This window comes from Roseibium aestuarii, from assembly GCF_008477545.1.
Lineage (GTDB): Bacteria > Pseudomonadota > Alphaproteobacteria > Rhizobiales > Stappiaceae > Roseibium > Roseibium aestuarii.
Genome location: NZ_VORA01000001.1, coordinates 1,461,122 through 1,482,724, shown reverse-complemented (window position 1 = coordinate 1,482,724; position 21,603 = coordinate 1,461,122). Strand labels below are relative to the sequence as shown.

Genomic DNA, 21,603 nt, shown 5'->3' with positions numbered 1-21,603 from the left:
CCCGGGCCCCCTGGTCCGATGTTGCGGCGTCGCCCCGCCTGCTATTCCCTGCCGGTTGCCCGCCTTGCGGGCATGCCGCGAACGCGCCTCAAGCCTAGACCCTTGGCACAGGCAAGACCACCCTCGGGACCGCGTTCATCCCGCGCCTCAGCGCCGCATCGATCGAAACGGCGCCAGAAATACGAGATGCAACCCGACATGCGACCCGAGAAGCACCCCTCCAGATTCGCCCCCGACACACAAGCGCCGGAAGCCTCCTCCGAAGGCCGGAAGCGTCCCATTTCCGGAGCATCTGCCCCCGACCTGGTGACAGGCTCCGCTTCCCCGGCCAGAAACCACGGCAATCGGGAAAAAATACGGCATTCCCTTGAGGCCTGCCGAATGCCGGTGCTCCGGACCTCCGACGCGCTTCCCGTCAAGGACAGAAGCCCCTGACCGGTCCCCGCATGCGCGCTCGCCCCTTCGCGGGCCAGCATCGGCGAAGACGGGGCATGGTGCCTGCCGGCTCACCAAGAGCGGGTTAACCCGACCCCGGAAGCTGGCCTGCCCTTCCCCTCACATTCTCGTGAAGAGCCCCTCCGCACCTGAAAGGGCCGGGGCAGCTTTTGCCTGAATGTGAAACCGGACGCAAAACGGCCGCGCACGTCAAGGACGTGCACGACCGCTTGAACCTGCGTTTCGCCGTCAGATATCAGAACGGGATCTCGTCGTCCATGGGGCCTGCACCGCCCCCGAAGCCGCCGCCAGCACCACCGCCGGAAGAGGAGCCTCCGCCGTAGCCACCGCCAAAGCCGCCGCCCTGACCGCCGCCGGAGCTGCCGCCACCATAGCCACCGCCGTAATCGCCGCCGGAGCCACCGCCATAGCCGCCGCTGTCACCGCCGTAGCCGCCGGACCCGCCGCCCTGGCCGCCGCCGCCGTCGCCACGACCATCCAGCATGGTCAGCGTGGAGTTGAAGCCCTGAAGCACGATCTCGGTGGAATACTGGTCCTGACCCTGCTGGTTCTGCCACTTACGGGTCTGGAGCTGGCCTTCGATATAGACCTTGGAGCCCTTGCGCAGGAAGTTTTCCGCCACCTTGCACAGGCCTTCATTGAAGATCACCACCCGGTGCCACTCGGTGCGCTCCTTGCGCTCGCCGGTACCGCGATCGCGCCAGCTTTCGGAGGTGGCGATGCGCAGGTTGGCGATCGGACGACCGTCCTGCGTGCGCCGGATTTCCGGATCCGCGCCGAGATTTCCGACCAGAATGACCTTGTTGACGCTTCCCGCCATACCCAAAACTCCTCATGTTGGCCTGCAGCCCGGCTCATGATGCCCCGGGTCTCCCCCGGTCCGGCCCTCATGCTCCGGCAATGCTGTCCGGCAATTCCTTATTCGCCCCGCCGCAGGCGTCGTACCTGCCCGGCCCCGCGTTCAGCAGACCGCGGCCACGCGCCGCAAGCGCCGTCTACGGTCCGCAAGGCAGATCTTCGGCGGCAAGCCTACACATCCGGCGCGCGCGCGCCGACCCTTTTTGCACCTCCCTCACCTGTTTCCACAAGGAGGTGCCGTCCCTTGCGCCGCCAAGAGGGCCTCACCGACGCAATCAGGACGGCCACCGGAGGCCGACACCGTCGGATGAAGCCGCCCGCTTCTGAACTCTCTCGCTGGCGACGCCGGGAAACGGCCGCAGAAGGGGCTTGCCAGAGAGGATATGTTCACTTTATGTTCCAAGCAAGAAGAGAGTCACGCACGGAGAGGCTCTTCCAGCCCAGGGCAGTGGACGCTGCAAGAAGCAGGAATGACGGGACGCCGTGGCCTGAATGCTCCCACCGCAGAAACAGAAGACGGCATGGAACGGAAGACCGTCGCGGCTGGTTGGTTTTTTGCCGCGTCTAGCGCGAAGCATCTGGCAGAGCTTGCGCGAGTTGCTATATGGGCCCTGAATGAGCGAAAGACCGTCGCGAGGATCGGTGCGCGAGGACCGGGGCGCGCGAACGCGAGGCAGCGCAGCGCAGAGGCGGGGTCGAGAGTGCCGGTTAAGGGTCCGCAGCAAGACGGGTGAATGAGTCAAAGACCGGACTGCAATGAAGGCCGGACTGCCGCGAACGAATGACACGATGCGAGGGTGCCCCTCCCGGCGCCCGGCATCCACTGGGAACGAGTGAAGACATGGGCCGTGAAACGGGAACGACCGGCATGCCGGATGCCAATACGGTACTCAGCGTGCGCGGAGCGCGCGAGCACAATCTGAAGAATGTCGATCTGGACCTGCCGCGCAACAAGCTGATCGTCATGACCGGCCTGTCGGGATCCGGCAAGTCCTCCCTCGCCTTCGACACCATCTATGCGGAGGGGCAGCGGCGTTACGTGGAGAGCCTGTCGGCCTATGCCCGCCAGTTCCTCGACATGATGCAGAAGCCGGATGTGGATCATATCGCCGGCCTGAGCCCCGCCATCTCCATCGAGCAGAAGACCACCTCGAAGAACCCGCGTTCCACCGTCGGCACGGTGACCGAGATCTACGACTACATGCGTCTGCTCTTTGCCCGGGTCGGCGTGCCCCATTCTCCGGTCACCGGCCTGCCCATCGAGAGCCAGACGGTCAGCCAGATGGTCGACCGGATCCTGTCGCTGGAGGAAGGCACCCGTCTCTATCTGCTGGCACCCATCGTGCGCGGCCGCAAGGGCGAATACCGCAAGGAACTGGCGGAGCTCATGAAGAAGGGCTTCCAGCGGGTGAAGATCAACGGCGAGTTCCACGAGATCGCCGAAGCCCCTGCCCTCGACAAGAAGTTCAAGCACGACATCGATGTGGTCGTGGACAGACTTGTCGTGCGCGAGGATATCGCGGGGCGTCTGGCAGATTCGCTGGAAACCGCGCTCGGCCTCGCCGACGGGATCGCGATCGCGGAATTCGCCGATCGTCCCCTGCCCCAGAGCGAGGACGGGGTGCTGCAGAATCGCAACGAGACCCACGAGCGCATCGTCTTTTCGGAAAAATTCGCCTGCCCGGTCTCCGGTTTCACCATCGCCGAGATCGAGCCGCGGCTGTTTTCCTTCAACAATCCGTTCGGCGCCTGCCCGACCTGTGACGGGCTGGGCAGCACCCTGGCCTTCGAGGCCGATCTTGTCGTGCCCGACACGACCCTGTCCTTGCGGGAGGGCGCCGTGCTGCCCTGGGCCAAGACCGGGAGCACCTCGCCCTATTATGCCCAGACCCTTGAGGCGCTTGCCAAGCATTACGGGGTGGCCATGTCCGCCCCCTGGAAGGACCTGCCGGAAGACGCCCGCCAGGGCATCCTGCATGGCACAGGCAAGGAGAAGGTCACCTTCGTCTATGATGACGGGGCACGCAGCTACAAGACCGAGAAGCCCTTCGAAGGGGTGATCGGCAACATCGAGCGGCGCTGGCGGGAGACCGAGAGCAACTGGGTGCGCGAGGAGCTGTCGCGCTATCAGGCCGACCACCCCTGCCCGGCCTGCAACGGCTACCGGCTCAAGCCCGAGGCGCTTGCGGTCAAGCTCCAGGGCAAGCACATCGGGGAAGTGACCGAGTTTTCCATCCGGGAGGCCGGCGCCTGGTTCTCGTCGCTGGACAGCGGCTTCACCGCCAAGCAGCGGGAAATCGCGGAACGCATCCTCAAGGAGATCCGCGAGCGCCTGCGCTTCCTCAATGACGTGGGTCTTGAATATCTCTCCATGTCCCGCTCCTCCGGCACGCTGTCGGGCGGCGAGAGCCAGCGTATCCGTCTGGCCTCGCAGATCGGCTCCGGCCTGACCGGCGTGCTCTACGTGCTCGACGAGCCCTCCATCGGCCTGCATCAGCGCGACAATGCCCGGCTGCTCGACACGCTGAAGCACCTGCGGGACCTGGGCAACACGGTGATCGTCGTCGAGCATGACGAGGATGCGGTGCTGCATGCGGACCATGTGGTGGACGTGGGCCCGGGCGCGGGTGTTCACGGCGGACAGATCATCGCCAGCGGCACGCCGGCGGAGATCATGGCCAATCCGGACTCGCTCACTGGCAAGTATCTCTCCGGCGCGCTGCGGATCCCGAGCCCGCCCGAGCGGCGCAAGATCAAGAAGACCCGCAAGCTGACGGTGCGCGGGGCGCGGGGCAACAACCTCAAGAACATCGACGTGGATGTGCCGCTGGGAACCTTCACCTGCATCACCGGGGTGTCCGGCGGCGGCAAGTCGACCTTCATGATCGACACGCTGTTCAAGGCGGCCGCGCGCCGGCTGAACGGGTCGCGGGAGACCCCGGCGCCCCATGACCGGATCGACGGTCTGGAACATCTGGACAAGGTGATCGACATCGACCAGTCGCCCATCGGCCGCACGCCAAGGTCCAACCCGGCCACCTACACCGGCGCCTTCACCCACATCCGCGACTGGTATGCGGGGCTGCCGGAGGCCAAGGCGCGCGGCTATGCGCCGGGCCGCTTCTCCTTCAACGTGAAGGGCGGCCGCTGCGAGGCCTGCCAGGGGGATGGCGTCATCAAGATCGAGATGCACTTCCTTCCCGATGTCTATGTCGCCTGCGATGTCTGCAAGGGCAAGCGCTACAACCGCGAGACCCTGGAAGTGCAGTTCAAGGGCAAGTCGATTGCCGACGTGCTGGACATGACCGTGGAAGAAGCAGCAGGCTTCTTCTCCGCCGTGCCGTCGATCCGCGACAAGATGGAGACGCTGGCCCGGGTGGGCCTGGGCTACATCAAGGTCGGCCAGCAGGCGACAACGCTGTCGGGCGGCGAGGCCCAGCGGGTGAAGCTCGCCAAGGAACTGTCGCGCCGCTCCACCGGGCGCACGCTCTACATTCTGGACGAGCCGACGACGGGTCTGCATTTCCATGACGTGGCGAAGCTGCTGGAGGTTCTCCACGAGCTGGTGGATCAGGGCAATTCGGTTTTGGTGATCGAGCACAATCTCGAGGTGATCAAGACCGCCGACTGGGTAATCGACTTCGGTCCGGAAGGCGGGGATGGCGGCGGGACGATCGTCGCGACCGGACGTCCGGAAGACATTGCGCAGGTGCCGGCGAGCTACACGGGGCAGTTCCTGGCCGAGCTTCTTGAACGCCGTCCTCAGGAAAAACCTGCCGCTGCCGAGTGATTGTGCATCGCAGCAAGTCCGACGTCGCGAGAATCGACTGATTCTCGCGACGTTTTCACACATGCAACGCAGGCGCACCCAATTCATGCTGCATTGCGTTATATGCATGACTGGCATGCGCATAACGCGCTTCTATTAATTCGATCCTCAAATTATATATCTCTCAACACGGTGATGACGCGGCGCACAAAACTTGCTGCGAAGCACCACAGAAGGATCGAAACAATGTTTGGCATCGCCCGCAAGTACAGCAACTGGGTTCAGTACCGCCGCACGGTGGATGAGCTGTCCCGTCTGTCCCAGCGTGAACTGAGCGATCTGGGCATTGGTCGTGGCGACATCAAGACTGTCGCCCGCCGCGCCTCGATCTGACACGAGATCGCGTCCACACGAGCCACCTCCTCCCAGGCTTCGGGGCGTGTGACACAGGTGAGACATCCTCCTCCCAGTCTCACCCAGTCAATGTCGTCCGCCAGTACCTCCTCCCACTGGCGGACGACCTGAAATTCGGATCGCGTTCCCATGAGCCACCTCCTCCCAGGCTCCCGGAACGTGTGGCAAGTGCGAGACATCCTCCTCCCAGTCTCGCCATCGCAAAACGTCGCCCGCCAGTACCTCCTCCCACTGGCGGGCGTTCGTTTTTTCAGGGCCCCCATTTCCTGAACGTCTCCGTTGCGAGCTCCGGCCACATCCCTTGTCTTCCATGCCTCTCAACTCCCTTGCGCGCCACTGATCACTTCATGCGTCCAGGCATCTCTGCGTCCTCAGCATAGCAGCACCCCAAGCGCGTGCCGCAGGGCCTGCAAGGTCCTGTGCAGCTGAATTGAACATGGTGCGAAACGCTGACGCGACGTTGCGCGGGTCTCAGCGGCCGCGTCTTTCGGCACGCGTGACGAGACTGCGCCGACACCTCCCGATTCCGCTGCCTTGTTTTCCGGCAAGCTGCTCAGGAGCTGTGCATTTTCCGCAAGGCTGGGCTGCAGGAAGCAGACTTTTCAAAGGGCTTTGACACGACTATCTCAGCGTCATCGGATTTGAGGCTGCGGGCGAGGCATTTGCCCCCTCGGCCTTTCCTCAACAAGCAAGACCTTTGAAAGGCATTCCCATGCTCGACACCATCGTGCGCAAGTACCAGACCTGGAAGCGTTACCGGTCCACGTTTGACGAACTGTCCCAGCTCACCAATCGCGAGCTGCAGGATCTGGGCATCAACCGCGGCGACATCGACCGCTTTGCCCGGTCTGCCACCCGCTAAGACCACAAGGGCGGAACACGCGCTCCTCCCCGCACCTGTTCCGCACGCTGCGCCCTGAGCGCGGCACCTGACGAAAACGCCCGCCGGCTCCTCCCCCGACGGGCGTTTTCTTTTGTTTGCCGCCCACCTGCCTTGCCGGGCCGGATGTCAGCCGCTTGCCGGACGGCTCGCCATCCAGGCCTCCAGCGCCTGCACCACCGGCAATTCGCCATTGGGGCGGGGCCAGGAATCGATCGCGAAGACCTTGCCGCTCGTCGTTTCACGTAAGGTTGCGGTGGCATGGGGATAGCGGCCATCGAGGAAAAAGCCCCGCGCCACGGGCGAGGCCACCTTGTGATGCCTCAGCAGCCCGTGGGCTTCGGCCACCACCAGCAGGCTGTTGGTGTTGGTCGATTCGTCGAGGCAATCCATCTGGCCGCGCACGCCGCCATTGTGCATGTCGAAGCCGCCGACATCGCCCGCCGACCCCACGGTGGAGGCCACCCGGCGCTCCTGCCAGGCCACGGCTTCCGCAACCGCCCTGCGCTCGGCCTCGGGCGACTTGCGCCCCTGCGCCAGAATGGTCTTCAGCCGGGCCAGATCGCGGCGGGAAAAATCCACCGGCGTGCGGTAGGTGCAGCCGAACCCGTGACAGATATAGATGCGGTCGCCGCGTGGCGCCTGACGCTCGCCGTCATACCAGGCCATGGCGTCCTTCTCGGCCTGCATGGCGCAGCCGGAAAGCACCATTCCGATCAGGGCACCGAGACAGGCGCGTCCCCATCCGGTCGCCGAGATCCTGCAGTGTGTCATGCTATTCTTCCCAACCGCAAGTTTGCCGTCGCGTCAGAGTAACAAGGCAAGCGCGGCTGGCAAGAGCTGATCGCGGGGAAGGGTTACGCCCGGCTCAACGGCCCCGCGCCATTGCACTCCACGGGGCTTCACGGTATCAGACCGCAAGACCTTGCCGGGGCGTCTGACCCTGCGGCGGCATGGGAGGCACAGCCCCACCCGGAGCCCCGCGCCGTTGCGCTGCCCCCGCCCCCAATCCGGACAGGACTGATGACAGACAAGAACACCCCCATCCACGTGATCGGCGGCGGCCTCGCCGGGTCCGAGGCCGCCTGGCAGATCGCCCGGCGCGGCATCCCCGTCGTGCTTCACGAAATGCGCCCGGTGCGCAAGACCGATGCCCACAAGGGCGAGGGCCTGGCCGAACTGGTCTGCTCCAACTCCTTCCGCTCCGATGACAGCGACCTGAACGCGGTCGGCCTGCTGCACCACGAGCTGCGCCAGGCCGGTTCCCTGATCATGGCCTGTGGCGACGCCAACCAGGTGCCGGCCGGCAGCGCGCTGGCCGTCGACCGGGAGGGGTTCTCCGAGGCCGTGACCCGCACGCTGGAAGACCATCCGCTGATCACCATCGCGCGCGAGGAAATCGCCGGACTACCGCCAGCAGACTGGGACAGCGTGATCGTCGCCACGGGTCCGCTGACCTCTCCCGACCTGTCGGCGGCGGTTCTGGAAAAATGCGGGGAGGAAGGGCTCGCCTTCTTCGACGCCATCGCGCCGATCGTCCATTTCGACAGCGTCGACCTGTCGAAGGCCTGGTTCCAATCGCGCTACGACAAGGTCGGCCCGGGCGGCACGGGCAAGGACTATCTCAACTGCCCCATGACCAAGGAGCAGTATGACGCCTTCGTCGATGCGCTGATCGCCGGCGACACCACCGATTTCAAGAAATGGGAAGCCAACACGCCCTATTTCGACGGCTGCCTGCCGATCGAGGTGATGGCGGCCCGCGGCCGCGAGACCCTGCGCCATGGCCCGATGAAGCCGATGGGCCTGACCAATGCCCACGCGCCTGACGTGAAGCCCTATGCGGTGGTCCAGCTGCGCCAGGACAATGCGCTCGGCACGCTCTACAACATGGTCGGGTTCCAGACGAAGCTGAAATACGGCGCGCAAGGGGACATCTTCAAGATGATCCCGGGGCTGGAAAACGCCCAGTTCGCCCGCCTCGGCGGCCTGCACCGCAACACGTTCCTCAATTCGCCCAAGGTGCTGGACGGAACCCTGCGGCTGAAGGCGGAACCACGTCTGCGCTTTGCCGGCCAGATCACCGGCTGCGAGGGCTATGTGGAATCTGCCAGCGTCGGCTGCATGACGGGCATCTTCGCCGCCATGGAACGGCTCGGCCAGCCGGTCACCACCCCGCCGGAGACCACCGCCATGGGCGCGCTGATCGCCCATATCACCGGCGGCCACATTGCCCGCGAGATGGAAGAGACCGGCGGCGGTCCGCGTTCCTTCCAGCCGATGAACGTCAATTTCGGCCTCTTCCCCCATGTGGAGGTGCCGAAGGTGGACGCGGACGGCAAGCGCATCAAGGGCAAGGACAAGACCCAGGCCAAGAAGCTCGCCTTCACCCGCCGCGCCAAGACGGACTTCGCCGGCTGGATTGCGCCCCTTCAGCCTGAGGGCTGAAGGCCAAGGGGCTGACGGCCTCGGCTCAGCATGCCGGATCCCCGGCACGGGGCCGAGGATCCGGCTGACCCGACACCGATGATCGCAAAAGACAAGACTGTCAGCGAGTTACTGGATCCCTGCCTGCGCAGGGATGACGGGAGAATATGCGCATCAGGACACCGCTCCATTTGGGTGTGGTCACGTCCCTCTCCTCGGTCATCGCCGCATGTTCCCTCTTTCCCACACCCTCCGTCATGCTCGGGCTTGTCCCGAGCACCCAGTCCTGCAGCTCAAAGGCTGGATCCTCGGCACGGGGCCGAGGATGACGATGGAGAGGTTTGAGGCGGAATGACAGAAATCAGGAAATTACCCAGCAACCGCCACGCTTGATCGAGCCCATCCCCTCTCCTCCGCCATGCTCGGGCCTGTCCCGAGCATCCAGTCTTCCGGGCACAAAGACACGATCCTCGGCACGGGGCCGAGGATGGCGGATAAAAGCAAGTCTGACTTGTCAGACGCCGGCGCCCTTGCGGCGGGTGGCGCGCCAGAGGTGCCATTGGCGGCGGAGCTGGGAGAGGTCGACCGGGGACTGGAGCGGGTCGTGGCCCGGCTTTTCCATCGCGCGCAGGAAGGGCTCGACCAGGGCCAGAGGCAGGAAGGCCGGCTTCAGGCGGGGTGCCAGGCCTTCGGACTTCTCGCGCACGCGCTTCAGGTGATGGCGCACGTGATCGCGCAGTTCGGAAAGGGCCGCGCGCAGCTCCGGGGTCGTCTCGCCCCGCAGCACCGTCGCCGTGTCCACCCCGTGACGGGCGAGGAGATCGGCGGGCAGATACATCTGCCCCCGGGCGGCATGCCAGGGCAGCGCCCGCATCAGGCCGGTGAGCCCGTAGGCCACGCCCGCATGGCCGGCGAGTTCACCGGTCAGCGGATCCTCCCCGTCGTTCAGCACCAGGCAGGCGAGCTGGATCAGAGCCGAGGCGGTCTCGCCGCAATAGCCCTCCAGATCATGGAGGCTCGGCATGGGATCGTCATAGAGGTCGAAGATCCGGGCATCGAGCATGTCGCTGAGTGCTGCAACTGGAAGCCGGTAGCGATCAATGGTCGCAAGCAGGGAAGCGGCGACCGGATTGGCCTGCACCTCGCCGTGCCCCTCGCCGGCCAGCAGATCGCGCCACCATTGCAGGCGCATTTCTCCGGGCAGCGGCTGGGAGACGGTCTCGCGCACCCGGCCGATCTCGACGTTGAAGGCATAGAGCGCCATCAGGCCCTTGCGCGCGTCCTGCGGAGCAAAGAGCGAGGCGAGGAAACGGTCCCGATCGGCGGCATGGACCAGATCGGACACTTGCGCGAAATCAGTCTGCGAAAACCTGTCCATGGAGACAGAGATGGGGCGCTCAGCGTTCATAGTCCACCGCCAGAAGGGCCGCGGCCACGGCGCGCTCTTCGGCCAGCATGACATTGAAGGTGCGGACGGCGGCGCCCGTGGACATGGTGTCGGAAATGATGCCCGCCTCACGGAACAGGGTCTTGAGGGCAGCCGGGATCGGGCGCAGGTCTGCGCCGGTGCCGATCAGCAGAACCTCGATGCCTGCGACCTCCTCGAAGACCTTCTCGAAGGCCTCGGGCGTCAGGTCGGCAAAGCTGCTCGGCGCCCAGCCATAAATTCCAGAGGGCACGCAGAGCAACGAGCCCAGATGGGACATGCCTGCGAAGCGGAAGCCGCCATTGCCATAGGCGTCGAGCGGGGCGCGCCCCGGAAAATGGGCCTTGCGGATCTCAACCATCTGCGTCCTCGGGTCTTCAATGCGCGGGGCCGCGCCCCCTGTCCGGATCGGACGGCGGCGCGGCCCCGCATTCACTCATGATGCTCGTGTCGAGCGCCGGTGCCTGCTCCGGGTCAGGCCGAGGCGGGAGCAGGCTCCTCGGTGCCCTCATCCTCGCCTGCATCGCCCGACGACTTGCCGTCGGGGCGCAGGTTGAAGAGGATCAGGAAGGGTGCGGCCAGGAAGATCGACGAATAGGTGCCGATCACCACGCCGAAGATCATCGCCAGGGTGAAGGAACGGATCACCTCGCCGCCGAAGATCCACAGGGCCAGCAGGGCCAGCAAGGTGGTCAGCGACGTCATGGTCGTGCGCGACAGGGTCTCGTTGATCGAGAGGTCGAGCAGTTCCGACAGGGACATCTTCTTGTAGCGCCGCAGGTTTTCGCGGATGCGGTCATAGACCACCACCGTATCGTTCAGCGAATAGCCGATGATGGTGAGCACGGCCGCGATGGACGACAAGGAGAAGTCCAGCTGAAGTACAACAAAGAGACCGATGGTGACGATCACGTCGTTGAAGGTGGTCAGGATCGCGCCAAGCGCGAACTGCCATTCGAAGCGCACCCAGATGTAGATCAGGATGGCCAGAAGGGAGACGGCGACGGCGAGCGTGCCGGCGCGGGCCAGCTCCTCGGAGACGCTCGGCCCCACAACTTCCACGCGGCGGAACTCCACCTTCTGCTCGGCGAAGACATCCCGGATATTGGCGACCACGGCCTGCTGGGCCAGCTCGCCGCCGGGTTGTTCTTCCACGCGCACCAGCACCTCGTCCGGATTGCCGAACTGCTGCACCTGCACGTCGCCCAGATTGAGCTCGCCGAGGGAGGAGCGGATGGCGGACACGTCCGCCGGTCCATCCGTCTTCAGCTCGATGATGGTGCCGCCCTTGAAGTCGATGCCGAGGTTCAGACCGACGGTCGAGAACAAGGCGATCGAGGCTAGACCCAGCACGATGGCCAGCGGGAAGCTGACCTTGCGCAGCCACATGAAGCGGAACTTGGTGTCGTCCGGAACAAGTCGAAGCAATGCCATTTGTCTTCTCCCGGATCAGATCGGCAAGGTGGAGGGACGCCGGCGGCGGACCCAGAAGGCCACCAGAAGGCGGGTGAAGGTAAAGGCCGAGAAGACGGTGGTGAAAATGCCCACCGCCAGGGTGACGGCAAAGCCGCGCACCGGCCCGGAGCCAAGCTGGAACAGGATCACCGCGGCAATCAGCGTGGTGATGTTGGCGTCCAGGATGGTGCCGAGCGCCCGGCTGAAGCCGGCATCAATGGCCGAGATCACGGAGCGCCCGTTGCGGGTTTCCTCGCGGATACGCTCATAGATCAGCACGTTCGCATCCACCGCCATGCCCATGGTGAGCACGATGCCCGCAACGCCCGGAAGCGTCAGGGTCGAGCCCAGGATGGTGAGAGAGGCGAAGATCAGGAACAGGTTGGCGACCAGGGCAATGTTGGCGATGATGCCAAGCAGGCCGTAGGCTGCCACCATGAAGCCGACCACGAGAACCAGCGCGATGATCGCGGCGAGCTTGCCCGCCTCGATGCTGTCTGCCCCCAGGCCCGGACCGATGGACCGTTCCTCGATGACCGTCAGCTTGGCCGGCAGGGCACCGGCACGCAGCAGCACGGCAAGATCATTGGCGCCTTCGACGGTGAAGTTGCCGGAGATCTGGCCGGAGCCGCCGGTGATCGGTTCACGGATGACCGGCGCGGAGATCACTTCGTCATCAAGCACGATGGCGAAAGGCTTGTTCACGTTCTGCTGGGTGATCAGGCCGAACTTGCGGGCGCCTGCCGTGTTGAAGCGGAAGTTGACCACCGGCTCGTTGGTGCGCTGATCGAAGGACACGGAGGCATCCACCAGATCTTCGCCCGAGAGCAGCGGCGCGTCTTCCACCAGATAGGGAACTGGGGGATCGTCCACCGAGTAGAGAACCCGGGTGCCGACGGGAGGACGGGACTGAAGCGCCTGCTCGCCCGACATGGAGGTGTCGACCATGTGGAAGGTGAGCTGGGCGGTCTGGCCGACCAGATCCTTCAGGCGCTCCGGATCGCTTTCGCCCGGGGCTTCCACCAGAATGCGGTCGGCGCCCTGACGCTGGATGTTCGGCTCAGTGGTGCCGATCTCGTCCACGCGGCGGCGGATGACCTCGATCGACTGCTGCACGATGGAGCCGAGGCGCTGTTCCAGTCCCTGCTCGGTGTAGGTGAAGCGGGCGAGGCCGTCGTCGGAGAGGGTGACGTCGAATTCGTTGAGCTGCTGGCCGCCGAACACGCTGTTGACCAGCGGGTTGACCAGGCCCTGCAGACGGGTGCGGGCATCGTCGAGACGGTCCAGGTCGCGAATGCGGACCTGTGCGGACTGTCCCTGCACGCCGAGACCGGTGTAGCCGATGCGCGGCTGTTCGCGCAGGGCGTTGCGGATGTCGCCGACCAGGGTCTTCAGGCGCTTCTGGACGTAGTCTTCCCGGTCCACCTCATAGAGCAGATAGGCACCGCCCTGAAGGTCGAGACCAAGGACCATCTGGCCCTTCGGCAGGAAGGACGGCCAGGCCTCAAGGGTCTTGGAAGAGAAGAAATTCGGGAGCGTGAAGACCACACCGGCGAGGACCGTGAGCACGATCAGGGTGATCTTCCAGCGGGCAAAATAGAGCATGTCGAGCGCCTGTGCTGGGCGGCCGGGCCTTCATCCGGTGGTGGAAAGGCCCGGCCTAGTCTCGTGGATTGCGGGGGCCTGAAGGATCAGGCGCCTTCCTTGACCGGCTCGCCCTTGGCGCGGACTTCCTGAACCATGGAGCGCACGACGCGAACCTTCACGCCTTCGGCCAGTTCGATCTGCAGTTCGCCATCGTCCACGACCTTGGCCACCTTGCCGATCAGACCGCCGGAGGTGACGACCGTGTCGCCGCGACGCACGTTGGCGATCATTTCCTGATGCTGCTTCATGCGCTGACGCTGCGGGCGAATGATCAGGAAATACATGATCACGAAGATCAGGACGAACGGCAGGATGTTCATCAGTGCAGCCGGGTCCATGATGGATCCGGTGGACTGAGCGTAGGCCGGGGTGACAAACATTCAAAACTCCTCAAGGCGCGTGGCGGAAACCGGAAGGCCCGCCCCCTGCGTCTCTTTGCGATTGGCGAAACTCGCCAGATTCCAGGTGGCCGGACTATACCGAGCGACCGGCGGTTTTCAAGGCTCAGAACCATGCGCAGGCGTACCGAAAGGGCAAGATCGGACGTTTTCCCGGCTTTGCGCCCGTGATACTGGCTTGGGCCCAGTCTTGCGTCCGCCCCCTGCCCGGCAACTGCCGCCTGCGCGGGGTCGTACGCCCGAAGCACATAGGTTCGAGGAGCGCCTGCAACAATGACCCGCGACACGGAAATCGCCGCCCTTTCCGCGAAATTCGATCAGCTTCTGGAGCTGGTTGCCCGCGCCGTGCCCCAGCGCCCGGCCGCACCCGACTTCGACGCCGCCGAGGCCTTCGTGTGGCAGCCGGTGCCCGGCGAGTTGCAGCCGGTGCCGAAGGTGAACCGGGTGGACATCACCCTGCTGTGCGCCGTGTCGCGGGTGCGGGACCTGCTCGTCGACAACACCAGCCGTTTCGCCAGGGGCCTGCCCGCCAACAACGCGCTGCTGTGGGGCGCGCGCGGCATGGGCAAGTCGTCGCTGGTGAAGGCGGCCCACGCCAAGGTCAATGCAGAAGACGCGGGGGGCAGCCTGAAGCTCATCGAGATCCACCGGGAGGACATCGAAAGCCTGCCCGCGCTGATGAGCCAGATCCGTCACAGGCCGGAACGCTTCATCGTCTTCTGCGACGATCTCTCCTTCGACCATGACGACACGTCCTACAAGTCGCTGAAGGCCGTGCTGGAAGGCGGCATCGAGGGCCGTCCGGAGAACGTGATCTTCTACGCCACCTCGAACCGCCGCCACCTGCTCCCCCGCGACATGATCGAGAACGAACGCTCGACCGCGATCAACCCGGCCGAGGCGGTGGAGGAGAAGGTCTCCCTCTCCGACCGGTTCGGCCTGTGGCTCGGCTTCCACAAGTGCTCCCAGGACGACTATCTCGACATGGTCAACGGCTATGCGGCGCATTACGACCTGGGTGTCGAGGCGGACCGGCTGCGGCGCGAGGCGCTGGAATGGGCCACCACCCGCGGCAGCCGCTCGGGCCGCGTCGCCTTCCAGTTCATCCAGGATCTCGCCGGACGGCTGGGCGAAACGCTCGACTGAGCGGCTCTCGGCTGCCCCGGAGAGCGGCGCTTGCCGTTGATGCTTGGGAATGAGCCGAGGACCCGGCTCTTCGCCTGCGAGACTGGATGCTCGGGACAGGCCCGAGCAGGACCGTGGAGAGGTCGGAGGACAATGACGGGTATGCCGATCCCGAGACCCCTCCAGCGCAGGACGGCTCGTGTTCCCGCCCATGTCTCTCGTCCCCGGAAGGGTCATCCTCGGCCCTGTGCCGAGGATCCAGCCTTGGTCTGCGAGACTGGATGCTGGGGACAAGCCCGAGCAGGACGGAGGAGAGGTTGGGGTACTGGGCCCCTGCCCGCTCGCCCGAACACAAAAAAGGCCCCGTTTCCGGGGCCTTCTGTCATAGCGAACCAGTGCGATCTCAGCCCTTGGGCAGGTAGCGCAGGGGATCGACCGGCTTGTTTTCCTTGCGCAGTTCGAAGTGCACCTGGGGCTGACTGACCGAACCGGTGGCGCCGGCAAGGCCGACCACGTCGCCCTGGCGCACCTTGTCGCCGCGCTTCACGTTGAGCTTGGAATTGTGGGCATAGGCGGAGACCCAGCCGTCCTCATGACGGACGAGAACCAGATTGCCGTAACCCTTCAGCTCGTTGCCCGAATAGATCACGGTGCCATCGCCCGCAGCCTGGACAGGCGTGCCTTCGGCCACAGCGACGTTGATGCCGTCATTGACCGAGCCGCCCGGCTTGGCGCCGAAATCGGACAGAAGCTCACCGCGCACCGGCCAGCGGAACAGGGCACCGCCCGCGTTGCCGGAACTGGTCTCGATCGCGGGCTTTGTTGCTGCCGGATCGAGGGCCGCCACCTGCTGACGCTCGACCGGGGCGGCCGGACGGGTTTCCGTCTGGGCCTTGGTCTCGACGCGCGGCTGCACCACCACGGGCTTGGTCGCGGCGGCCTGGACAGGCTCGCTGCGCACGGGCTGGGCGACCGCGGCCGACTGGGTGCGGGCGCCGCGCGGCTTGGGCGCGGGCACGGCGGACACGGGTGTGGCAGAGGCCACATCGCGGTAGCTCGGCTGGGCGGGTGCGGGCTGGGCCGCGTTCACGGAACCGGTGGTCAGGCCATCGGAAGAGCCGGCGGGCGGCAGGCTGTTGCCCGCAGACGCCGTGGCGCTGGTGCCGTTGCCATAGACATAGACCGGAATGATGAGGCTCTGGCCCGGACGGACCTGGGACGCATCCTGCAGGCCGTTAACCGCGACGATCGCCTCGGCGGGCACGCCGTACCGGCGGGAGACGGTTGCCACTGTCTCGCCATTGCGCAGGGGCACGACCGTGCCACCGGTCGAGGTCCAGCCCTTCCAGCTGCGGCCAGCGGTGGGCGCAGGCTCGGCACGGGCGACTTGGGCCTGAGCAGGGGCCGGAGAGGACGAGATGGGAGCAGAGGCAACGGGCGCCGGCAGGGAGCGGCTCTCGACAGCACCCCGGGAGGAGCTGGAGGCGACGGGGGCAACCGGCGCACCATAGCCGCTCGAGGCGACCTGACGCGGGGCCTGACCACCGACATTGCCGTTGGGAAGATGGCGCGGCTGGACATCCACGACCGGCCCGCGAACCGGAACGGAGCCGGTGCTGGTCGGCGCACCGGATGCGGGCGGAAGCCCGGCGGAGGTGCCGCCATTGCCGTTCATGATGTCCTGATAGCTGGGCTGGCGCACATTCCCCGAAAGGATCTGTCTCTGGTTGGCGGTCGAGCCCGTGTAGAACTCACTGCCGAACCGTTCGGTCGCCGCGCTGCAGCCGGCGAGAACGCCCGCCGTCATGGAAATCACCGCCACCCGCGAAATCAGGTCACAGTGGAGAAGACGTAACCGCTTACTCATCGCCCTACTCGAACCGATAAACTGTTGTGCTTATGGTTAAGAGTAGAAAGCAGTAAGGTTGATAAAGGACTAATGCGGAGCAGGTTTCCGGGACGGAAGGCCGAAGACGGAAAATTTCCACCTTTAAAGACGGCGTGAGATGGGGCTACCCCGGTCGGCGGGCGCCCTCCCCTAAAGCACCGTGGCCTAAAGCGCCCTGCCCTGAAGCGCCGTGGACTAGAGAACGGCGGCCGTGCCGCGCACCAGCGACACGGTGCGCACATGGTCGAGCAGCTCCACGTCCTCCACGCCGGTCGTCACGCGCACATGGCCGTCCGCCATCACCTCCGCCCCGGGCCAGACCGTGTAGCGAGTGAGTTTCTGGATCTCGCGCGGGGCCCCGAGAGGCAGGATCAGAATGCCATTCGGCTTGAGAAGCCCGCGCAGATCGTCAGGCACCACGGGCCAGGCCGCATTGACGACGATGCGGTCGAACTTGTCGGTTGCCTTGAGGGGGCGCACCGCCAGACAATCCTCCAGGGCCCGCTCCGGATCGGCGCCGGCATCCGCGAGACCGATGGTGTCCTCCACCGCGCGGGTCGGCGCAAGACCGTCGCCGTGATGCAGGTGGATGTTCTTGAGCTTGAGGGCCGCCAGCCGCTGGCGCGCCAGATCCACCAGCCCCCGGTAGCGCTCGATGGAATGCACTTCCGCCGCCAGATGGGAGAGAACCGCCGTCTGGTAGCCCGAGCCGGTGCCGACTTCGAGAACCCGATGGTTCGGTTCGATGCAGAGCGCCTGCACGACCCGGGCCACCAGCGAGGGAGCCGAGGCAGTCTGACCGCATTCGATTGGGACGACCGCGTCCTGATAGGCCAGCGCGTGATAAATGGCGGCGAGGAACAGGCGCCGGGGCACGCGCTCGATGGCGGCCAGCACATTGCGGTCGCCGATGCCGGAGCTGCGCAGGCGCAGAACGAAAGCGGCGCGGGCTTCCCGCTCATCCAGCCCGAGAGCCGGAGAGGTGTCGGAAAGGCGATCCGCGCCGTTCTTGTTCATGGTGCCCCGCTCGGAGAAATCAGTTCCGGCCGTTCAGCACTCCGTTCAGGGAGCCGACAAGATCATGGGCCGTGAGATCGATCCTAAGCGGTGTGACCGAAACATAGCCATCGTAAATCGCATGGAGGTCGGAGTTGTCCAGAACAGAAGGAGCCCGCTCCTGGAAGCCCAGCCAGAAATAGGGATAACCCCGGCCGTCCTTGCGCTCGGAGATGGTCAGGCCGCTCTGCTCGTGATGGCCCTGCACCGTCACCTTCACCCCCTTCACCGCTTCCGGCGCGCAAGCGGGGAAGTTCACGTTGAGCAGGGCATGACGGGGCAGATCGAAGGCGACCAGCTGGCGGAAGAGATCGGGCGCCAGCGCCTCGGCACAGGCATAGTCCGGCTCGCGGCTGACATCCCAGTTGTAGGCCTGGGAGACGGCGATGGAGCGAATGCCCAGGATCGCGCCTTCCATGGCCCCGGCGACGGTGCCCGAATAGGTCACGTCCTCACCGAGATTCTGGCCCCGGTTGATGCCGGACAGGACCAGATCCGGCATGCCCGGCAGAACCTTGCGCACGCCCATGATGACGCAGTCGGTCGGCGTGCCGCGAAGGGCAAAGCGCTTCTCGCCGACCTGGCGCAGACGCAGCGGGTCGGAGAGGGTCAGCGAATGGGCAACGCCCGACTGATCCGTTTCCGGCGCCACGACCCAGATGTCATCGGACAGGGTGCGGGCGATCCGTTCCAGAACCTCCAGCCCTTCCGAGTGAATGCCGTCGTCGTTGGTGATCAGGATGCGCATGATCAGCCGATGACCTCCAGCCCATTCATGTAGGGACGCAGAACCTCCGGCACGGTGATCGTGCCATCGGCATTCTGGTAGTTTTCCAGAACCGCGATGAGCGCGCGGCCGACGGCGATGCCGGACCCGTTCAGTGTATGGACGTGGCCGAGCGCCTTTTCACCGGTAAGGCGATAGCGGGCGTTCATGCGGCGCGCCTGGAAGTCGCCGCAGAGCGAGCAGGAGGAGATTTCGCGGAACGTGTCCTGACCCGGCAGCCAGACCTCGATGTCATAGGTCTTGCGGGCACCGAAGCCCATGTCGCCGGTGCACAGCGTCATGACCCGGTAGTGAAGGCCGAGCTTCTTCAGCACGTTCTCGGCGCTGGCCAGCATGCGCTCGAGCTCGTCGACGGACTGGTCGGGCGCGGTCACGGAGACCAGCTCGCACTTCTGGAACTGGTGCTGGCGCAGCATGCCACGGGTGTCGCGACCGGCGGAACCCGCTTCCGAGCGGAAGCAATAGGTCAGGGCGGTGACACGGACCGGCAGCTCTTCCTGGGGCAGGATCTCGCCGGCAACCAGATTGGTCAGGGGCACTTCCGCCGTCGGGATCAGGTAATGATCGCCGGTGGTCTTGAAGAGGTCTTCCTCGAACTTCGGCAGCTGGCCGGTGCCATAGAGCGCGGTGTCATGGACGAGCAGCGGCGGGGAGACTTCCGTATAGCCGTGTTCCTGGGTGTGCAGGTCGATCATGAACTGGCCGAGGGCGCGTTCCAGACGGGCGATCTGTCCCTTCAGGATGACGAAGCGCGAGCCGGAGATCTTGGCGGCAGCCGCGAAGTCCATGCCGCCCTGGGCTTCGCCCAGCTCGAAATGTTCCTTCGGCGCAAAGTCCAGCACGGGCTTTTCGCCCACGACGCGCAGGACCACATTGTCCACCTCGTCCTTGCCGACCGGAACATCCTCAAGCGGCAGGTTCGGAATGACCGCAAGGGCTGCCTCGACGGCCGCCACGAGCTCGCGTTCCTTTTCCTCGCCTTCCTGAATGAAGGACTTGATGCCGGCGACTTCTTCCTTCAGGGCCTCGGCCCGTGCCATGTCCTTTTCGGCCATGGCCTTGCCGATTTCCTTGGAGGCCGCGTTGCGCCGTTCCTGTGCTTCCTGAAGCCTGGTGATATGGGACCGGCGGGCGTCGTCCAGCGCAATCAGCCTGGCGGAGGAAGCCTCATATCCGCGCCGTGCAAGGCCGGCGTCAAAGGCTTCCGCGTTTTCCCTGATCCATTTGATATCGAACATGATGCTTCCCGAGCAACGCTTGTGTGGGGGCTGGCCCGGGCGTCAGGTGCGGGAAGCAGAGACCGTGCAGACACGGATCAGGCCTGCTCGGCCTCCCGTTCGGCATCGCGCTCCGCCCGCTGACGCTCGATCAGCCGGACAGAAATGATGGAGACTTCGTAGAGAAGGAGGGTCGGGAGCGCAAGACCGATCTGCGAGATGGGATCGGGCGGGGTCAGCACGGCAGCAGCGGTGAAGGCGGCCACGATGGCATACTTGCGCTTCTCCCGCAGCGACTGGGCGCTGACCAGACCGGCGCGGCCCAGCAGCGTCAGGACGACGGGCAGCTGGAAGACCAGACCGAAGGCGAAGATCAGCACCATGATGAGGCCGAGATACTCGCTCACCTTGGCCAGATGTTCGATGGCCACATGGCCCTCGCCGCCGGTCTGCTCCATGGAGAGGAAGAAGCCCATGGCCATGGGCATGACCATGAAATAGACGAGGCAGGCGCCGATGGAAAAGAGGATCGGCGTGGCGATCAGGAACGGCAGGAAGGCCGTGCGCTCGTTCTTGTAGAGGCCGGGCGCGACGAACATGTAGACCTGACCGGCAACGATCGGGAACGCCAGGAAGAGCGCGCCGAAAAGCGCCAGCTTGAGCTGGGTGAAGAACCACTCCTGCGGCGCGGTGAAGATCATCTTCACGGCGTCCGGATTGGGGGCGGCCTTCAGATAGGGCACGGTCAGGATGTTGTAGATGTCGGTCGCGAAATAGAAGCAGATGATGAACATCACGCCGATCGCGATGACCGACTTCAGCAGACGGGAGCGCAGCTCGATCAGATGCTCGATCAGCGGCGCCTTGGAGTCGTCGATATCTTCCTGGCTCATGCCTTGGTGTCTTCTGCTGCGGGAACGGGAGCCGCCGGCGCGACGGGGGCAGCAGCGGGCGCCTCGACCGAGACGGCGCTCGCCTCCGTCGCCACCGGCGTTGCGGCGGATGCCTCGGGTGCGGGCGGAATGGCCGGAGCGGCAGGCGCGGGCGTGGTTGCAGCTGCCACCTTGTCGCCGACCGCCGTCTTTGCCTTGTCCTCCTCGATGGACTTCTTCAGATCACCGAGAGGGTTGAAGTTGCCGACGGCTTCCACCTGCTTCTTCATGTCGGCGATGTCGGCCTGCTTCTCGGCTTCGCGAATCGCGTCATTGAAGGTGGACTGGAATTCGCGCGACATGCGCCGCACCTTGCCGATGGTCTGGCCGATGGTGCGCAGCATGCGCGGCAGGTCCTTGGGGCCGACGACGATGATCATCACGCAGACGATCACCAGGATTTCGGTCCAACCGATATCGAACATCTAGGGATCCAGACTGCTCAAAACGCGCGCGCAGAACCATTCGACCGGTCTGCCGCCATCCCCATCCATTCCCCTCCGGCCCCGTCAGGCGGCACCTTGCGGGCCGGCGCGACGGGTTGCACCGAAGAGGGGTTCGCTCGGATCCGCAGCGCCCACGACGGGGGCGGATCCGGCAGATCTCAGCCGACCTTGGACTGGTCTTCCGCCTTCTCGGCAGAAACGGTCTCGGAGGTCTGATGGTTGATGGTCTTCGGAGCCGGCGTATCGTCTTCCGCCATGCCCTTCTTGAAGCTCTTGATGCCCTTGGCAACGTCACCCATCAGATCGGAGATCTTGCCACGACCGAACAGCAGGACGACCACCACAGCGATGATCAGGATCTGCCAAACACTAATTCCCATTACGCCAAACTCCCGCTCAGGCGGCCTTCAACGGCCTTTTTG

19 protein-coding genes are annotated in these 21,603 nt (G+C 65.1%); 5 read left to right on the top strand and 14 right to left on the bottom strand.

All coding sequences use genetic code 11. The features are described 5' to 3' along the window. Positions 1–691: 691 nt before the first annotated feature. On the bottom strand, positions 692–1,276 hold the full coding sequence (locus tag FR728_RS06325) for a single-stranded DNA-binding protein (protein WP_149891738.1): 585 nt from the start codon (positions 1,274–1,276) through the stop codon (positions 692–694). Positions 1,277–2,182: 906 nt separating this feature from the next. Here FR728_RS06325 and uvrA point away from each other — a divergent pair. From uvrA to FR728_RS06310, 3 genes are all read left to right on the top strand, one after another. Then, the gene (gene uvrA, locus FR728_RS06320) at positions 2,183–5,104 is read left to right on the top strand and encodes an excinuclease ABC subunit UvrA (RefSeq protein WP_149892245.1); all 2,922 of its coding nucleotides are present in this window, start codon (positions 2,183–2,185) and stop codon (positions 5,102–5,104) included. Between the two features lie 225 nt (positions 5,105–5,329). Beyond that, entirely contained in the window at positions 5,330–5,476 is a 147-nt protein-coding gene (locus FR728_RS06315; RefSeq protein WP_149891737.1) for a DUF1127 domain-containing protein, read from the top strand. A gap of 733 nt (positions 5,477–6,209) precedes the next feature. Then, entirely contained in the window at positions 6,210–6,359 is a 150-nt protein-coding gene (locus tag FR728_RS06310) for a DUF1127 domain-containing protein (protein WP_149891736.1), read from the top strand. A gap of 147 nt (positions 6,360–6,506) precedes the next feature. Here FR728_RS06310 and FR728_RS06305 read toward each other — a convergent pair whose 3' ends face one another. Next, positions 6,507–7,151, bottom strand: a complete 645-nt coding sequence (locus tag FR728_RS06305) for a hypothetical protein (RefSeq protein WP_208998675.1) — start codon at positions 7,149–7,151, stop codon at positions 6,507–6,509. A gap of 249 nt (positions 7,152–7,400) precedes the next feature. Between FR728_RS06305 and trmFO the strand changes: the two genes are divergently transcribed. Further along, complete coding sequence (trmFO, locus tag FR728_RS06300) at positions 7,401–8,825, top strand: methylenetetrahydrofolate--tRNA-(uracil(54)-C(5))-methyltransferase (FADH(2)-oxidizing) TrmFO (protein WP_149891735.1); 1,425 nt, start codon at positions 7,401–7,403, stop codon at positions 8,823–8,825. A gap of 493 nt (positions 8,826–9,318) precedes the next feature. Here the strand turns inward: trmFO and FR728_RS06295 are convergent, their stop codons facing one another. The 5 genes from FR728_RS06295 to yajC form a co-directional block, all read right to left on the bottom strand. Beyond that, on the bottom strand, positions 9,319–10,149 hold the full coding sequence (locus tag FR728_RS06295; protein WP_244304391.1) for a phytoene/squalene synthase family protein: 831 nt from the start codon (positions 10,147–10,149) through the stop codon (positions 9,319–9,321). 52 nt (positions 10,150–10,201) lie between these two features. Further along, on the bottom strand, positions 10,202–10,591 hold the full coding sequence (locus FR728_RS06290) for an Mth938-like domain-containing protein (protein WP_149891734.1): 390 nt from the start codon (positions 10,589–10,591) through the stop codon (positions 10,202–10,204). A 113-nt stretch (positions 10,592–10,704) separates the two neighbouring features. Then, positions 10,705–11,664, bottom strand: a complete 960-nt coding sequence (gene secF / locus FR728_RS19540) for a protein translocase subunit SecF (RefSeq protein ID WP_149891733.1) — start codon at positions 11,662–11,664, stop codon at positions 10,705–10,707. Between the two features lie 15 nt (positions 11,665–11,679). Further along, positions 11,680–13,290, bottom strand: a complete 1,611-nt coding sequence (gene secD, locus FR728_RS19535; protein ID WP_149891732.1) for a protein translocase subunit SecD — start codon at positions 13,288–13,290, stop codon at positions 11,680–11,682. Positions 13,291–13,376: 86 nt separating this feature from the next. Beyond that, positions 13,377–13,712, bottom strand: a complete 336-nt coding sequence (gene yajC, locus FR728_RS06275; RefSeq protein ID WP_149891731.1) for a preprotein translocase subunit YajC — start codon at positions 13,710–13,712, stop codon at positions 13,377–13,379. 291 nt (positions 13,713–14,003) lie between these two features. On the opposite strand from yajC, the gene FR728_RS06270 reads away from it, so the two are divergent. Next, positions 14,004–14,876 (top strand): ATP-binding protein, encoded by an 873-nt coding sequence (locus FR728_RS06270; RefSeq protein ID WP_149891730.1) that lies wholly within the window; start codon positions 14,004–14,006, stop codon positions 14,874–14,876. A gap of 382 nt (positions 14,877–15,258) precedes the next feature. On the opposite strand, the gene FR728_RS06265 is transcribed toward FR728_RS06270, so the two are convergent. The 7 genes from FR728_RS06265 to FR728_RS06235 all read right to left on the bottom strand — a co-directional run bounded on the left by FR728_RS06265 (position 15,259) and on the right by FR728_RS06235 (position 21,561). Next, positions 15,259–16,722: a M23 family metallopeptidase gene (locus FR728_RS06265; RefSeq protein WP_149891729.1), complete on the bottom strand. Its 1,464-nt coding sequence runs from the start codon at positions 16,720–16,722 to the stop codon at positions 15,259–15,261. A gap of 216 nt (positions 16,723–16,938) precedes the next feature. Further along, positions 16,939–17,760, bottom strand: a complete 822-nt coding sequence (locus FR728_RS06260) for an rRNA adenine N-6-methyltransferase family protein (RefSeq protein ID WP_149891728.1) — start codon at positions 17,758–17,760, stop codon at positions 16,939–16,941. 19 nt (positions 17,761–17,779) lie between these two features. Then, a complete protein-coding gene (surE, locus tag FR728_RS06255) occupies positions 17,780–18,547 on the bottom strand; it encodes a 5'/3'-nucleotidase SurE (protein ID WP_149891727.1) in 768 nt (255 codons plus the stop codon). A 2-nt stretch (positions 18,548–18,549) separates the two neighbouring features. Then, positions 18,550–19,824 (bottom strand): serine--tRNA ligase, encoded by a 1,275-nt coding sequence (gene serS, locus FR728_RS06250; protein WP_149891726.1) that lies wholly within the window; start codon positions 19,822–19,824, stop codon positions 18,550–18,552. 77 nt (positions 19,825–19,901) lie between these two features. Beyond that, entirely contained in the window at positions 19,902–20,696 is a 795-nt protein-coding gene (tatC, locus tag FR728_RS06245) for a twin-arginine translocase subunit TatC (protein WP_149891725.1), read from the bottom strand. Next, positions 20,693–21,160: a Sec-independent protein translocase protein TatB gene (tatB, locus tag FR728_RS06240; protein ID WP_149891724.1), complete on the bottom strand. Its 468-nt coding sequence runs from the start codon at positions 21,158–21,160 to the stop codon at positions 20,693–20,695. Before tatB ends, tatC begins: the two co-directional genes overlap by 4 nt. Positions 21,161–21,339: 179 nt before the next feature. Beyond that, complete coding sequence (locus FR728_RS06235) at positions 21,340–21,561, bottom strand: twin-arginine translocase TatA/TatE family subunit (protein ID WP_149891723.1); 222 nt, start codon at positions 21,559–21,561, stop codon at positions 21,340–21,342. Between the last annotated feature and the right edge of the window lie 42 nt (positions 21,562–21,603).